Genomic DNA, 15,426 nt, shown 5'->3' with positions numbered 1-15,426 from the left:
ACGGGCAGTCTGTTCCAGGCCGCGCAAAGGAAAGCGCTGATCAGTTCTGCGTCGTCGGCGCCGTCTCCTCCGTCTCTTGCGGCGCGCTGAAGTTTGGATCGGGACCGCCGGCCGTATTGTCTGAGGCGGTCCGGAATCTCAGGTCGAACAGCAGGAACAGCACCAGAACCGCCGCCACGACAATCGCCGCGACCATCAGCACGCGCCGGTCGGTCGACTTTCCCCTAAGTTCTCTTTTCCTGTCGGGCATTGTTTCCTCACGCACCGGCTGCCGGGGGCGGCTCGACATGGGTGCGCGGACGGTCGTCACCCCGCTCGACTTCTTCGTGCCAGCGGCCGCGCCGATCCTGATACTGGATCAGCTCTTCCTCTGCCCCCCTGCTCCTGTGCGCGGCTGCGGCCTGTTCCGCGGCAGCCGTGGCTTCCTCTCTCGTGACGAAGGCTTCCGAAAACACGTCACCCACTCGGTAGGCCCAGCCACCGTCGTGCTCCACCACCTTGTAGACAACGTCCTCCTGCGCATCTTCTTCGGGCGAGCGGCGCATATCCCGCAGAAGCGCCTTGGGGCCGCCCGTCCGCTGCGGCCGCAGGAAATGGTAAAGGCCGAATGCAGCAAGCACAGCCAAAAGGAAACGCATGACGTTTCTCCCTGTTGTCGGGCGGCGCCTGTCAAAACGGGCCGGCCACCGCTCCAACACCGGTTGCCTCCGCATGTTCCGTCCATCAGGGCGCAACGGGCACCATTGGTCACGGACGTGATGAGATTTCCGTGCGGCGTTGACGCTCCGTATACCTGCGGTACGTATTGATGATCGCGTGCGAAACGGGGGCTGCCGCACGATGCTGCATACGACAACGGTGAAGCGTTACCTGCGCCACGCGCTCATTCGCGCGGGGCTCGAGGGTGTTTCGCTCGCACGCGCCGGCAGGCTGTGGTGCGGCGCGGGCGGCCGCGGCATTATCTTCACGCTGCATCATGTGCGCCCCACCCCCGCTAGACCTTTCCAGCCGAACGCGATCCTGAGCATCACACCCGCTTTTCTGGAACAGGCGATCAAGGTCAGCCTCGAAGCGGGGCTGGTGCCGCTGGCGCTCGAAGACCTGCCGGAGCGGCTTGCGGACCCAAAGGACAAGCGCGCCTATGTCTGCTTCACGCTGGATGACGGCTATCGCGACAATGCCCTCTTCGCCGCGCCGGTCTTCCGCAAATATCAGGTTCCCTACACAATCTTCGCCACTGCTGGGTTCGTGGAGCGCACCCGCTCCATATGGTGGGAGACGGTGGAGGCGCTGTTGGCACGTAGCCGGGCCGTGGAATTCGACTTCGGACAGGGCACGCGCCGGCTTGGAACGGAGACCACCGGCAAAAAGCTTATCGCCTACAATCGATTCGCCGAATATGTTGAGACGCAGGATGAAGATGAGGCAGTGGCCTCCATCGACGTCCTGGCGCGCGACAGCGGCATCGATCCGCTTGCGCTGGTTGACGAACTGACGCTTGACGAAGCCGGGCTTGCGGAGGTGGCGCGCGATCCTCTGGCGCGCATCGGCGCCCATTCGCTCACGCATGTCAATCTCAAGCGGGTGCCGACGCCTCGGCTGAAGCAGGAGCTGGAAGGCTCGGCCGCGGCGGTAGAGCGTTACGTCGGCTACCGGCCCGGCGCCTTCGCCTACCCCTATGGATATGCCTCTGCGGTGGGAGAGCGTGAAGTTCAGGCCGCGCGGCAGGCCGGCTATGCCGTCGCCGTCACTACGATGCCGGGGCTACTTAAGGACGGCCCTTTTGCCTGCCCGACCGGTCTTAACCGCGTTTCCCTGAACGGAAGCTACCAGCGCAAGCGCTACGTGGGTGCGCTCATCTCGGGCATTCCCTTCCGGCTGGCCCAGGCACGCGGCTTGGGCTTGTTCTGAACCGCATCGCGCGATTTCGTGGCGGGTTTCCCGTGGGGAGGCTTTGCGGTACACACGACCCAAACAACCCGGATCACGCCGATGAAAATCGCCACCTGGAACATCAACGGTATCAAGGCACGCATCGAAAATGTCGTGCACTGGCTGGAGGAGGCGAAGCCCGACATACTGTGCCTGCAGGAGATCAAGTCGGTCGATGAGCAGTTTCCGCGCGAGCCGATCGAGGCGCTGGGCTATCACGTGGAAACGCACGGCCAGAAAGGCTTCAACGGCGTGGCGATCCTCTCCCGGCTGCCCTTCGATGAGGTGACGCGCGGGCTTCCCGGCAATGACGGCGACGAGCAGGCGCGCTTCATGGAAGGCGTCTTCTCGACGACGCGGGGCGCCTTGCGGGTGGTCTCGCTTTACCTGCCCAACGGCAATCCGGTGGCGAGCGAAAAGTTCACCTACAAGCTGAGTTGGATGGAACGGCTGGAACGCTGGACGAAGGACCGCCTCAAGCTTGAGGAGCCGCTGATTCTGGCCGGCGACTACAACGTCATTCCCGAGCCTCAGGACGCGAAGAATCCCGAGAACTGGCTGGATGATGCCCTGTTCCAGCCCGAAAGCCGCCAGGCCTTCCGCCGGCTCTCCTATCTCGGAATGACCGACGCACTGCGCGCGGTGACCGATTCACCGGACACCTACACCTTCTGGGACTATCAGGCGGGCGCTTGGCAGAAGAACAACGGCATCCGCATCGACCATCTGATGCTGTCGCCGGAAGCGGCGGACCGGCTGGCCTCGGCTTCGGTGCACAAGCACACACGGGCGTGGGAGAAGCCGTCCGACCACGTGCCAGTGATGGTCGAACTATTGGTTTAGGTTCCCGAGCCTCCGCCCCGGTAAAGGACGTAGAAACCCTTGGGGACTGATTATTCCAGCCCCGTCCCTAGATAACTTTCGGACAAGGCGATCGCGGTGCGGCGGTCGGACTCCCCAGCTAGGGCGAAAGCCTCTTCCTGCATGCTGCGAATCCAGCCGACATCGGCGGGTCCGGCCTGTTCCAGGGCCGCCGTCATCAGCGCCAACCCGCGAACCACCTTGCCGCTCTGGAACAGGAGATTGCCCAAAGTGGCCTGGGCGCCGGCATGGCCCTTTTCAGCCGCAAGCTGCAGCCAGCGGGCGGCCTGCTGCACGCTCTTGGTGCCGCCCTCGCCGGTCAGGAGCATGCGGCCAAGCTCATACTGCGCGGTCGCATTGCGGTAGGCGGCCGCCGCCCGCATGTAATATTCCTGCGCCAGGGCGGGATTGGCCTTCACCGGCGTGCCCGGAATGCCTGATTTCAGATAGCTGGCGATCGCTACCAGCGCATCGGAGACATAGCTTTCGTCCCGGCTTCCGGGAGACACCTCCTGTTGTGCGACGGCAGAGAAGAACTTGAACGCCTCGTAATCGTCCTGCGGAACGCCGTCGCCTTCCGCATACATGCGCGCCAGCTTCCAGCGCGCGCCCACCTGGCCGTTTTCCGCCGCATAACGGTAGGCTTCGACAGCCTCACCCTTTTCGCCGCGCTTATAGGCGGAAAAACCGAACCGGAACACCGCCAGCGGATTTCGCTCGGGGGGCTGCACCACGCGCTTTTCGTCAAGCGCGGCCGCAGGCCCCATCGTACTCAACAGAAGAACGGCTCCGGCAAGGAGCCCGCCCGCCATGTGCTCAGATATCCGCATAGCACTGCACTTCCTTCTCGGCATCCGGATGCCTCACCGCCCTCCGGCGGACAGACCACACGGTCTGCGCATGGTTCCGGACCACGCCGGATCGAAAACCTGTCTTCCGCGGCCCCTTTCGGTCCGCGGCGCGCCCTCCCGCGCCTGAAAATCGCCCGTTCGTAAGGGAAGATTCCGTACCGCCTGTGCCGTGCCCGCAAGCCTGCACCGGCTCAACGGTCACCTGCCAATCGGGCAGCTTTGCCATGGCACTCACGCGAACAACCATACTCCCCCTGGCCCGCCATCAAAGCCAATCATACCCGGGCACGCTTTTCCCATGAACGCAGCACCGTCGGTGCGCCCGCTTTATGGCGGGAAATTGGCGCCCATCCCCGCCGCCCTTCTAGCGCATCACATCCTGAGAGTGTGTTGCCGTCGCGCAACAGAACTTGTGGATTCATTTATGCAGAAATCAAGCCCCTCGCCGCCGTGCAGTCTGTGAAGATGAGAGGGGCACCGGCCGCTGATTCAACACGTCAGCGAACCGGTCTATCTTGTTCATCTAAAAAAGAATTTGTCCAAGACAGCCTAAATTATAGGGCTGCGGATACAGGAACTGTCGCAGGGAGGTCGGTTGCCCGCAATGCCCCCGCCAAATAAGCTCACCCACATGGCCGTCAACCGGGCCAGCCGGGCGCTCTGTCCTACATCTCGGGTTCTTCGGAGCTCTTCTTCTCCGGATGAAGGATCGAGACGAGCACAGACATGCCGATGATCGCCACGGTAACGGCAAGCGCCACGAGCGAGGGTATTTCGATGTACTCGCTGAAGAACATCTTCAGTCCGATGAAGATGAGCACCAGCGACAGACCCACCTTCAGATAGCAGAAGCTGCGCAGCATCCCGGAAAGGACGAAGAAGAGCGCACGCAGGCCGAGAACGGCGAAAACGTTGGAGGAGAACACGATGAAGGCATCGTTGGAGACCGCTAGCACAGCCGGAATGGAGTCGATCGCGAATACGAGATCGGTGAACTCCACCGTGGCCAGCACCACGAAAAGCGGCGTCATGTAGAGGAGGCCGTTGCGGCGCGTAAGAAACTTCGACCCCTCATACTCGCTGGTGACACGGCCCGTGCGCATGAGGAACTTGACGATGCGGCTTTCGCCCGGGTCGATGGCGTCATCTCCCGAGGTCATCATCCTGAAGCCGGAGTAGACCAGCAGGGCGCCCAGCGCCATCGCGATGACATGAAACTGATCCACCAGTTTCACGCCAGGAACGATCAGCGACAGGCGCATCACGATCGCGCCGACAATGCCGTAAAACAGGACGCGGTACTGCGCCTCCCCCGGCACCTTGAAGTAGGTGAAGATCAGGGCGATCACGAAGATATTGTCGAGCGACAGAGACTGCTCGATGAGATAGCCGGTAAGGAATTCGGCGCCCCGGTCGACGCCCGCGAAGAAAAAGACGCCCGCGGCAAAGAGCATCGCAAGCGTAACATAGCCTGCGACCGTTCGTAGAGCTTCGCGGGTTGAGATCAGATGATCCCGGCGATGCAGAATGAACAGATCGACAAAGAGGACAATGGCAACGAATGCCAGGAAGCCGGGCCACAGCCAGTCGTGCAATGTCATGAGAAAGGTTGAAATTTGCGCCGCGTTCGCGCGTTGTCGATCGGACCGACATCACAGGCGACGCCTCGCCTGCCAGAGGGGCCCGGCCCGGGTGACCACCCATATCTGCGTCAGGTCAGCCCACGTTTCAAGCCCTTTGAGGCATTCGGGCGCGGGAGCAAGATGTCGCGGACCGGCATCGGAGGCAATCGATGCCGATCCGAGTAATGCTATAGCAACTGGTGGGAGAGCTACCAGGTGATGCTGTAGGTGGCCGACAGGATGCCTGCCCAGCCCGCATCGACGGATATACCGGCGTTCTGCCCCTTCGTTACGTCCGCCGAGGTCATGTAACCCAGGCCCGCTCCCAGGCGTAGTTCTCCGCCGCGCGCGTCCTTTATGTTCGCACCGCCAGCCAGGAGCCATTTGTCGGTCCTGAAATCAAATCCGGTGCTCACGCCGCGGTCCCACTGCAAGCTTATGGCGCCCGAGACCTGCTCGTTGAACGCGTGGCCGATGCCGGCCGTGACCGTCCAGCCGTCGCGCCAGTAATACTCGTTTGGCGTATCGATTCCTGCCAGCGGCACGCTGACCGTCAGCGTCTCGTTGACCGACCAGTCCATCCACTTGACCGAGCCGAAGGCGAGCCAGCCCGGCGCAATGCCGGATTGAACCTTCAGCTCCACGCTCTGCGGCAGTTCGCCCATCCCGATGGCAGGCAGCGTGTTTCCCGGAATCATGAAAGCCGGCGAGCTTGCCGTCCCAGCGGCGCCGTAGCTCGTGCCGGACCGGTAAAGGAGCTGCGCGCGGAAGGCGATCTCCGGAATCTCATAGGCGAGGCCCGCGCGCCAGCCTTCATCTCTGCCTTCGAGCGACACGTTCAGCGGGAGGCCGCCCATTGGAACCGGCAGTGCGTCCAGGTCGTAATGGACCTGCTCGACAAAGGCGCCGCCCAACACAGCAAACCGGCCAGGTCCGGCGTCGAAGAAGACGGCACAAGTGGCGCCGAACTCACTGAGCCTCAAATCCTCCGAAACCTTTCCCGCGAGCCCAAAGGCGCTTTCATATTCGGACTTTGCGCCGAAAGGTTCGGTATAGGTACCGGCGCAGGCAAGGTTCTCGCCAATCGCGAACTTTACCGCGGTCGAAGGGATGACATAGGTGCCAAGATAGTTCGTACCGATTAGGGCTGGGTCCGTTCCCGCCGAGAATTTCTGGCTAGGAACAACCACGCTCGTACCGGCGCGCAAATTGAAGTCTCCCGGCTCGAACAGAATATCCGTGTCGGCCGTGCCACGTGAAAACCCTCCCCCATAGGCGTCGGTGACGACCAGTGCAGCACCGAGCAGGGAACCTGCCACCCCCCCACAGCGCATAGTTTTACCCCCACAAAGCGACGGTATGGAGGGTAGCAACCAATTCTTTACAATAACATAATTTTGCGGAACGCTGCGCCACTCCGGCTTCGCCGGAGCGGCGGGAGTGCCAATCCTGCGAAATGTTTTTGAAAGCCATGGGCAATGGCATCCACCCAACACGGATGCCATTGTTGCGGGCAAAACGGCAGCCCGTTGAAAGGCGCGTTGCCACTGGTCCGTCCTCGATCCTCAGCGGTGAAGCTACCCCGCCTCGCGCACCCGGGCCAGCGCCGCCTCGAGCCGCGTCCGCGCCTCAGTATATTCGGCAAGCTTCTCGCGCTCGGCGGCCACAATCTCCTCCGGCGCGCTGGCGACGAATTTCTCGTTGCCCAGCTTCTTTTCCAGCCTTTGGATTTCGGCGCCGTTCCGGGCCAGTTCCTTCTCCAGCCGCGCGATCTCCGCCTGAAGATCGATCAAATCCCCAAGCGGCAGGCAGAAGGTGGCCTCGCCCAGCACGATCTGCGCGGAGCCCTTCGGAACCTCCGCCGCAAAACCCACCTCGCCCACGCGCGCCAGCCGCCGGATGGCGGGCTCGTGGCGGGCGATACGTTCGCGCGTTTCCGCTTCCGCGCCGACCGCGATCAGCGGCGCCGTCGCGGAGGGCGGCACGTTCATCTCGGAGCGCACCGAGCGGATGCCCGAAACAAGGTCGATGAGCCAGTTTATGTCGGCTGCCGCTTGCTCGTCCTCGAAGGTCGGGTTGGGCCAGCGGGTGAGCGCCAGAAGATCGTCACGGCCGCCCTCACCTGCCGTCAGCGCCCATAACTCCTCCGTCATGAATGGCATCATGGGATGCAGCAGCTTGTAGATTTCGTCGAGCACAAGGGCGGCACAGGCGCGCGATTCGGCCTTGGCAGCCTCGTCGTCTCCCGCAAAAACGGGCTTCAGGAGCTCCAGATACCAGTCGCAGAACAGGCTCCAGACGAAACGGTAGGCGCTGCCAGCCGCCTCGTTGAAGCGGTATGACGTTATGCCTTCCGTAATGGCGCGCGCGGCCCGGGTCAGCTCGGTAAGTATCCAGCGATTGAGGGTGAGCCTGGCATTTTCCGCCCGGAAGGCAGGATCATGCGCCACCCCGTTCATCTGCGCGAAGCGCGTGGCGTTCCAGAGCTTGGTGCCGAAATTGCGGTAGCCCGCTACTCGCTGCGGGTCGAGCTTCACGTCGCGGCCCTGGGCGGCCATGATGGCGAGCGTGAAGCGTAGCGCGTCGGCGCCGTACTGGTCGATCAGTTCCAGCGGGTCGATGACGTTGCCCTTGGACTTCGACATCTTGGCGCCGTGCTTGTCGCGCACGAGCGCGTGGACGTAGACTGTGTGGAAGGGCTCCTTGCCCGTGAAATGGAGGCCCATCATCATCATCCGGGCGACCCAGAAGAAGATGATGTCGAAACCGGTCACCAGAACCGAGGTCGGGTAGTAGGTGGCGAGCTCCTTCGTCTGGTCCGGCCAGCCGAGGGTGGAGAAGGGCCAGAGCGCCGAGGAGAACCAGGTGTCGAGCACGTCCTCGTCGCGCGTAAGGATTTCGCCCGGCTTGAAATTCTCCAGCTTGTCCTCGACCCAGGCCTTCCACGGTCCTTCGAGCGCTATGTAGTGCTGGATGGCGGCTTCGAGCGCCGTCTCCTCGTCCTCCTCGACGAAGACATGGCCGTCCGGCCCGTACCATGCTGGGATCTGATGCCCCCACCAGAGCTGGCGCGAGATGCACCACGGCTGGATGTTCTCCATCCAGTCGAAATAGGTTTTCTCCCAGTTTTTCGGGACGAAGACGGTGCGTCCCTCGCGCACGGAGGCGATTGCCGGCTTTGCCAGCGTCTTCGCGTCCACATACCACTGGTCGGTGAGGAACGGCTCGATGGGCACGCCGCCGCGGTCGCCGTGGGGCACGACGTGGCGGTGCGGCTCGACCTTGGCGAGCAGGCCGCGCTCCTCCATGATCCGCACGATCCGCTTGCGCGCCTCGAAGCGGTCGAGACCGTCAAGCTCCCGCCAGAGGGTGCGCTGATCCTCGGTCGGCTCGAGACCGTCGAGGAAATCCTCGTTTTCGAGGAGGGTGATGGCCGCCTCCGTCGTCATGACGTTGATGGCCCTGAGCCCGTGCCGCTTGCCGACCTCGAAGTCGTTGAAGTCGTGCGCCGGCGTGATCTTCACCGCGCCGGTACCCTTCTCGGGATCGGAATACTCGTCGCCCACGATCGGGATGCGGCGGCCCACGATGGGCAGGATCACATGCCGGCCGATCAGGTGCCTGTAGCGCTCGTCCTCTGGGTGGACCGCCACGCCCGTGTCGCCAAGCATGGTCTCGGGCCTTGTCGTGGCGACGGTGATGAAGGTGGCCGGATTGTCCGGATCAAAGCGCTCGCCCTCGATCGGATAGCGGAAATGCCACAGATGGCCGTCGATCTCGATCTGCTCCACCTCCAGGTCGGAGATGGCGGTCAGTAGCTTCGGGTCCCAGTTGACCAGCCGCTTGTCGCGGTAGATGAGCCCTTCCTTGTAAAGCTGGACGAAGACCTTGACGACGGCCTTCGACAGCCCCTCGTCCATGGTGAAACGTTCGCGTGACCAGTCGCAGGAGGCGCCGAGGCGCTTCAACTGATTGATGATGGCGCCGCCGGACTGCTCCTTCCACTCCCAGACCTTCTCGACGAATTTTTCGCGCCCAAGCTGCCGGCGGTGAATCTGTCGCTCCATGAGCTGGCGCTCGACCACCATCTGCGTCGCGATGCCGGCATGGTCCATGCCCGGCTGCCACAGCACGTTCTTGCCGCGCATGCGCTCGAAGCGCACCATAATGTCCTGCAGCGTGTTGTTAAGCGCGTGGCCCATATGCAAGGAGCCGGTAACATTGGGCGGCGGGATGACGATCGTGAAGGGTTCGGCGCCGGGTTCGGCACCCGCGCCAGCGCGAAAGGCGCCTTCCGCCTCCCATTTTTCGGCAATCTTCTTTTCGACGCTTGCCGCGTCATAGGTCTTTTCAAGCATCCATGTGGTCCGCTAGCCGGCACGTCACGTGGGAGGGTGTAAAGCCGAAGGGTCAAGGCAAGTCAACCACGGCAACGCGCGCCGCAGCGCCCCGTTCCCACTTTACCCGCAGAGGAGCAGCCAAACGCGCATACCGCAGCTCAACTCTCCGGTACCCCTGGCGTCTTAGGCTGCCCGAGCCGCTCCGGCAAGTTGGCAGGATGTCTTTGAGATCACGTGCCGCGCGCGATACGCTCGATCTCTTCGCGCACCAGCCGCTCCACGAGCTGCGGAAGGTTGTTGTCTAGCCACTCCTGCAGCATGGGCCGCAGCATCTCCTCGGCCATTTGATCGAGGCTCTGGCGCCTACTTTCCATGAGGGCTTCGTTCAGTTCCCCGAAAGCGGCAGCCACCTTGCGCCCGGAGGCTTCCGAAAGAATCGGGCGGCGCGTCGCCTCACCCGTCTCCTGCCGTTCCACCGCAGCCGGCACGCGCGGGAGCGCGTTTGCGGGCTCTTCCCCGCCACCGGAGGCGACTGGCTGCAGACGCGGAGTGATTGCCGGGCGTGCCGCATTGCAGCCCTCGTCATTCGCTACCGCCGGTCCGGTATCGCTCATGCCGCGTTCCTCCTCCTCACGGAGGGATTCGCGCAGGCGGTCAAGAGCGCTCGGGCCTGTCCGGCCTTTGGCGGGCGCTTCCGCCGCGTCCGAAGTCTCTCTGGGCGCTATCGGTTTCAGCCCAGCCCGGAAGCTTTCGACTTCCTTGTCCTCCTCCACGGCGGAGGCTTCGGCCGGCGCCTCTTTCCGGCCGCTCTCACCATCTTCGATGATGCGCCGGATGGACGCCAGAATCTCTTCCATGGAGGGTTCGCGCTGTACGCTGCTTGCCTGAGCCATCGTGTCGCCGCTGCCTATGTCCTATCGCCGCCCTCGGGCCGACGACATTGCGAATCATGGACATAGCCTAGCGAAGCGGACAGACGCTGAGAATCCCCAACGCAAACATTGCACAAGAGAGCGAGGCGAAAAGGATCACCTACCGTCAGGCGTGCTCAGCCCGTACCACTTGTCCTTGATGGCGCGGTAATGCTCGTTGGGATCGTATCGCGCCACGTTGAGCCCGAGCCGCGAGGGCGAAAGGCGTCCCATGGCGGAAACGATCGCATAGCTCGCCACGACCACATCATGCTCGGCATTGACGAGGTCGATACGTGCGTTGATCACGTCTGCCTGCGCGTTGAGCACGTCCAGCGTGGTGCGCTGGCCGACATCCCGCTCCTCGATCACGCCGCTCAAGGCAAGCTGGGCGGCATTCACCTGCTCACGGTTGGCGGCCACCGCCTCGCGCGCCGCCTGATACTGCACCCACGCGGATGTCACGGCCTGACGCACCTGATCCCGGCTCACATCCACATCGATGCGCGCCCGACCAAGCGATTCCTTGGACTGGCGCACGCGCGCGGAGGCTTCGCCGCCCTGGTAGATGGGGATGGTGAGGCTGAGGCCGATGGAAGCCGAATTCTGGGTTCCATCCTGCTGAAGCGCAGGGCTGCTGTCCTGAAACGACCGGCTGAGCCCGGCGGTTGCCGAAAGTTGAGGCAGAAGCGAGCCTTCCGCCGCCTTGACGGAGAACGCCGCCGCATCCACCAGATGCTGCGTGGCCGCGATAGCAGGATGCTCAGAGAGGGCGATGGCCACGGCCTGATCCAGGCTTGCCGGCAGCAGATTGGTAAGCGGGCTCGGCATCTGCAGCGAATCGGGCGCGTCGCCCACGATCTGCTGGTAGAGCGCGGCGCTAGCCGCCGCCTGGGCGCGCGCTGCTGCCAGTTGAGCCAAAGCGAGCTGACGATTCGCCTCCGCCTGGGCAACGTCGGTGCGCGTGCCCTCCCCCACTTCCAGGCGTGAACGCGCGGAACGGACCTGCTCTTCCAGGAATTGAAGATTCTCAGTCCTGAGGGCCGCGATCTGGCGATCACGAATCACGTTCATATAGGCGCTGGCCGCGTCGAAAAGTATGTTCAGCTCGTCATTGTGCAGCGATTCGACCGCCGCCCGCACCTGCGCCTCGCTGGCGCGCACATTGTTGCGTGTCTGAAAACCGTCGAAAATCGGCTGCTGTAGCGTAATCCCGAACTCGCCGGCCCGGATTTCAGTGCTGCCTCTGGTCGCGAGGGATGCGCTTCCCGTTGCGGCGATTCGCGGTCGCATTCCCGATTTCGCGATCGCCACATTCTCATCCGTTACCCGCACGCCGGCGCGCGAGGAGTTCAGACTGGAATTGTTGCGATAGGCTTTGGCAAGCGCCCCCTGAATCGTCTCGGCGCCCGACTGCACCGGCGAGAGAATCAGCGCAGAAACCGCAAGCGCCGCCAGGATGCGACTTCGTAAAAACGACACGATCCACCTCACCCTTGCGCGGACCCCCGAGGGAAGCTCCGCTTCAAACGATTTTCAGCCGATTCGGCCGCGGATGCGCCCTCCCCTCAACACGGGTTGCAACTGCAACCATCCGTGCAAGCGGGACGTTACAACATCCATGCGATCAAATCCGTTGCGCATCGGCAACAGAACGTAGGACAAAAATACTCGGAACCCGACACTCAGAAAACAAAACCCGCTTCCTCGCGGAAGCCCGGCAACCGCTTGACCGCCGCATTGAAGTCCGGCCGGGAGGAGACGAAGCCGTTCTCCTTGATGAAGAGATGCGCACGCGCCGCATTGCCCTCGCCGATGACCGCCACCAACCTGCCACCTTCGGCAAGCTGCTGCAACAGAGCATCGGGCACGTAATCGACCGCCCCGCCAAGCATGACAACGTCATAGGGCCCCTCGTCCGGATGCCCCTTCTCCAGATCGCCGGTGACGACGGTGACATTCAGGCAATCCAGCTGGGCAAGCGTGGCAGAAGCGGTCTCCGCCAGATCCGGATCGCATTCGAGCGCCACCACGAAGCTCGCCATTCTGGAAAGAACGGCCGCCGAGTAGCCGGTGGCGCAGCCCACATCAAGCACGAGATCGGAAGATTTCACACGCGCAAGCTGCACCAGACGCGCGAATTGCGCAGGCTCCATGAGGAAACGGGCGGGCCGCCCGCCGTCCGCTAGCCGGATCGCAAGATCCTCGTCCATATAGGCCAGGCTCTTTCGCGGCCCGGGCACGAAAGCTTCACGCGGAATGTCTCTCATCGCCTCCAGAAGCGGCACGTAATTGACATCCCGCGTGCGCAGCTGTCCTTCGATCATCATTGCGCGCTGCACGGCAAAGTCGGCGCTCATTTCCATTTCTCGAATCCCGCGCGGCATGCGCGCTTGCATCAGATGCCATGACCTGGCCCGGCCGCACCCCCGCATCGCCGCCGGCGCCTTTTCCCGTCCGGTCATGTGGCAAAAAACGGCCGCAGCGTCAATGAATCCTGACGCGCGGCTTTGCATTCACCAAGCGCAAAACGGGAAGCGAACGCTTTACCAGGCACATGGGCCGGCCCGCGTCCGCACACATCTTCCGACGCGGAACCTCGGCGCCGCAAGAGCGTTTGAGGGCGAAAAAGGGAGGAAGTCATGCACCGCTTCGCCGTCGAGCAGTTCGACATGCCTGTACGCCTCGTCCTTCGGCCCGGCGAACCCGTAACCGAGGTCTATACGCCCACGGAGGCGATGGCGGCGCTTTTCGCATCCCCGGTCCAGGAGGGCCCGATCTACGAAAGCGCTCTGGAAGCCTGCTTCGCCGCTACCATGGACCCGGCCCATTGCGAGGAAGCGCGCAAGGGTCTCGTCGCCTATGCCAAATCGCACGGGCTCCTGTCGGCCGATAACCTGGCTGACGCTCAACCGGAGAATTGAGCGCCGGATCCAGCTTATTGTTTCCGCCCAATTCCGGGCGGAACACCGATACCCGCTTTGAGCCCACGCCAAGCGGGAGCATAAGCGGCGGCAGCAGCGCCGCACCCAAAAATAGGAACCTATTGAATTTCCAATGGAATTTTTGGAGGCCTCGCCCGGAATCGAACCGGGGTACAAGGATTTGCAGTCCTCTGCGTAACCACTCCGCCACGAGGCCCCGAACGTCGCAATCTCCATAGGTTAGCGCCAGAGGCACGTCAAGGCGGCAGCGCCCCTTCTGAAAGAATTCCCGTCGTCCAACCGTTCCGAAAATCGCCAGTGCGCGTGCGTCAGGCGGCTCAACGGCGCCGTGTTGCGGGTTCCGCCGTCGAGGCCGACCGATTCGGCGCTGACCTCCGTATAGTCGCTGCGCGGCAGAAACTGTCGCCGCGGCATTGCCGCAGCCTGCGTCGACTGCCGTTGCGGCAGTGCGCCGTCACAACGCAGCGCCACCGTGCGCTCAGCTCGGTTTGAATTACATATCCAGGATGTTCCCCCAGGTGAAGGCGATCCTTTCAATTCAGCTTGAGAATCCGACGTTCTAATACGTCCCGTCGAGCACAGCGCCCTGTTCCTTGAGACGCGCGCGAAGGTCGGCAATCGGCAGGTCGCGGATACGACCCGAGCCGGCGATGCTCGTCATGGCGGCGGCGGTGCCCGCCGCCTGCCCCATCGCCATGCAGGTTCCCATCACGCGGGCCGACCCGTGTGCCTCACGCGTGGCGGAAAGGCAGCGGCCGGCCATCATGACGTTTTCGAGCCCCTTGGCGACGAGCGAGCCGAAGGGAATATCGTATGAGCCTCCGTCAGGAATGGGCCTGCGCAGCTGATCGCGGCCGGCACCGTGAATGTCGATGTGATGGCAGCCCTTGGCGACGCCATCCTCCCGCTTGCGGGCCGACATGACGTCTTCTGCCGTCAGCACCTCGTCACCGATGATTCGCCGGGTTTCGCGTATCCCGATCCGCGGCGCGATGCCTGAATAGACCGCTTCCTCGAAGCCCGGCACGGCGGTCTTAAGAAAAGCGGCACAGGTCCACACCTGATCCATCAGATCGGGCAGAGCCTTCGAGAGCTGATCGGTGCGCGTGGCGTCGACATTGGCTATGCGGGTCGTGTTGCAGTAAATCTCGCGCCGCGCCATCGATACCGGACCGATGCCGATGAGCGCCGTCTCGTGCAGCAGTCCTTTTGAGATGGCGTCCTGGATCAAGGGGCCGTTGGCGACGAAGAAGACTTTGGGAAAGCCCTGCTCGACCAGGCGGCGGACCTGCTCATCCCGCGGAATGTCGGCGTAGTAGGGGTTTTCGCCGACAGCCACATTCTCGGGATGTTCGGCCACGAAGTTCATCAAGCGGCCGACATCCACGCCCGCCATGCGGAACACAAGGCTGACCGGCTGGAATTCGGTCCCGTCCCTGCCGCCCTTCTCGTACTGCGCGCCAGCCATCACCGCCACGTCGCCATCGCCCGAAGCGTCGATGAACACCTGGGCGCGGATCAGCGTACGCTGGTTCTTGTTGAGCACTACAAGGCCCGTAACGGTGCCGTTCTGCACCACGACGTCCTCGGCGAACGTATAAAGCAGGACATCGACATTGGCTCGCCGCACCACGTTCATCACGGCGATCTTCATAACCTCGGGGTCGACGCAGACCACCCATATGGTGCGCCAATCATAGAAGTGGCCGACATAACCGCCGAGCCGCTCGGCTTCGGCGAAGATTTCGCGTGCCACGCCGCCCACCACCCATTCTCCGCGCGTCGAGATGCAGCCGTCGATAGGCAGGCCGCTCAACATTTCGCCGCCAAGCATGGGACCGGCCTCAACCAGGAGCGTGCGTGCGCCGTTTTTGGCGGAGGCCACTGCCGCAGCGACGCCGGCAGCCCCGCCGCCCACGACCACGACGTCATAATCCACCTGATTCAGCCGCTGCGCCATTTCA

Annotated in this window: 13 protein-coding genes and 1 tRNA gene; 3 read left to right on the top strand and 11 right to left on the bottom strand. The window is 63.1% G+C overall.

The features are described 5' to 3' along the window. Positions 1-40 precede the first annotated feature (40 nt). Positions 41-250 (bottom strand): hypothetical protein, encoded by a 210-nt coding sequence (locus NYR54_RS10380; RefSeq protein ID WP_261515568.1) that lies wholly within the window; start codon positions 248-250, stop codon positions 41-43. A 7-nt stretch (positions 251-257) separates the two neighbouring features. Continuing rightward, positions 258-638 (bottom strand): hypothetical protein, encoded by a 381-nt coding sequence (locus tag NYR54_RS10375; protein WP_341484296.1) that lies wholly within the window; start codon positions 636-638, stop codon positions 258-260. Positions 639-840: 202 nt separating this feature from the next. On the opposite strand from NYR54_RS10375, the gene NYR54_RS10370 reads away from it, so the two are divergent. Continuing rightward, entirely contained in the window at positions 841-1,911 is a 1,071-nt protein-coding gene (locus NYR54_RS10370) for a polysaccharide deacetylase family protein (RefSeq protein WP_261515567.1), read from the top strand. Positions 1,912-1,992: 81 nt separating this feature from the next. Then, positions 1,993-2,775 carry an exodeoxyribonuclease III gene (xth, locus tag NYR54_RS10365; protein WP_261515566.1) on the top strand — a complete coding sequence of 261 codons (783 nt, stop codon included), beginning with the start codon at positions 1,993-1,995 and terminating at the stop codon, positions 2,773-2,775. Between the two features lie 50 nt (positions 2,776-2,825). On the opposite strand, the gene NYR54_RS10360 is transcribed toward xth, so the two are convergent. From NYR54_RS10360 to NYR54_RS10325, 7 genes are all read right to left on the bottom strand, one after another. Further along, complete coding sequence (locus NYR54_RS10360) at positions 2,826-3,623, bottom strand: tetratricopeptide repeat protein (RefSeq protein WP_423738604.1); 798 nt, start codon at positions 3,621-3,623, stop codon at positions 2,826-2,828. A 686-nt stretch (positions 3,624-4,309) separates the two neighbouring features. Then, entirely contained in the window at positions 4,310-5,245 is a 936-nt protein-coding gene (locus NYR54_RS10355) for a TerC family protein (RefSeq protein WP_261515565.1), read from the bottom strand. A 230-nt stretch (positions 5,246-5,475) separates the two neighbouring features. Next, positions 5,476-6,585, bottom strand: a complete 1,110-nt coding sequence (locus tag NYR54_RS10350; RefSeq protein WP_261515564.1) for an outer membrane protein transport protein — start codon at positions 6,583-6,585, stop codon at positions 5,476-5,478. 258 nt (positions 6,586-6,843) lie between these two features. After that, positions 6,844-9,624 (bottom strand): valine--tRNA ligase, encoded by a 2,781-nt coding sequence (locus NYR54_RS10345; protein ID WP_261515563.1) that lies wholly within the window; start codon positions 9,622-9,624, stop codon positions 6,844-6,846. 212 nt (positions 9,625-9,836) lie between these two features. Next, on the bottom strand, positions 9,837-10,499 hold the full coding sequence (locus NYR54_RS10340) for a PopZ family protein (RefSeq protein ID WP_423738603.1): 663 nt from the start codon (positions 10,497-10,499) through the stop codon (positions 9,837-9,839). A gap of 135 nt (positions 10,500-10,634) precedes the next feature. Continuing rightward, complete coding sequence (locus NYR54_RS10330) at positions 10,635-11,999, bottom strand: TolC family outer membrane protein (RefSeq protein ID WP_261515562.1); 1,365 nt, start codon at positions 11,997-11,999, stop codon at positions 10,635-10,637. 203 nt (positions 12,000-12,202) lie between these two features. Then, positions 12,203-12,877, bottom strand: a complete 675-nt coding sequence (locus NYR54_RS10325; RefSeq protein WP_261515561.1) for a protein-L-isoaspartate O-methyltransferase family protein — start codon at positions 12,875-12,877, stop codon at positions 12,203-12,205. Positions 12,878-13,159: 282 nt separating this feature from the next. Here NYR54_RS10325 and NYR54_RS10320 point away from each other — a divergent pair, with 282 nt between their 5' ends. Then, positions 13,160-13,441: a DUF982 domain-containing protein gene (locus NYR54_RS10320; RefSeq protein WP_261515560.1), complete on the top strand. Its 282-nt coding sequence runs from the start codon at positions 13,160-13,162 to the stop codon at positions 13,439-13,441. 143 nt (positions 13,442-13,584) lie between these two features. On the opposite strand, the gene NYR54_RS10315 is transcribed toward NYR54_RS10320, so the two are convergent. Continuing rightward, positions 13,585-13,658 (bottom strand) — tRNA-Cys (locus tag NYR54_RS10315). A gap of 363 nt (positions 13,659-14,021) precedes the next feature. Next, positions 14,022-15,422, bottom strand: coding sequence for an FAD-dependent oxidoreductase (locus NYR54_RS10310; protein WP_261515559.1), 1,401 nt, complete (start codon positions 15,420-15,422; stop codon positions 14,022-14,024). Between the last annotated feature and the right edge of the window lie 4 nt (positions 15,423-15,426).

It is taken from the genome of Chelativorans petroleitrophicus, from assembly GCF_025398195.1.
In the GTDB taxonomy this organism is placed as follows: Bacteria; Pseudomonadota; Alphaproteobacteria; order Rhizobiales; family Rhizobiaceae; genus Chelativorans; species Chelativorans petroleitrophicus.
Note: the sequence above shows the minus strand (reverse complement) of the source record. Positions and strands in the feature narration are given on the sequence as shown.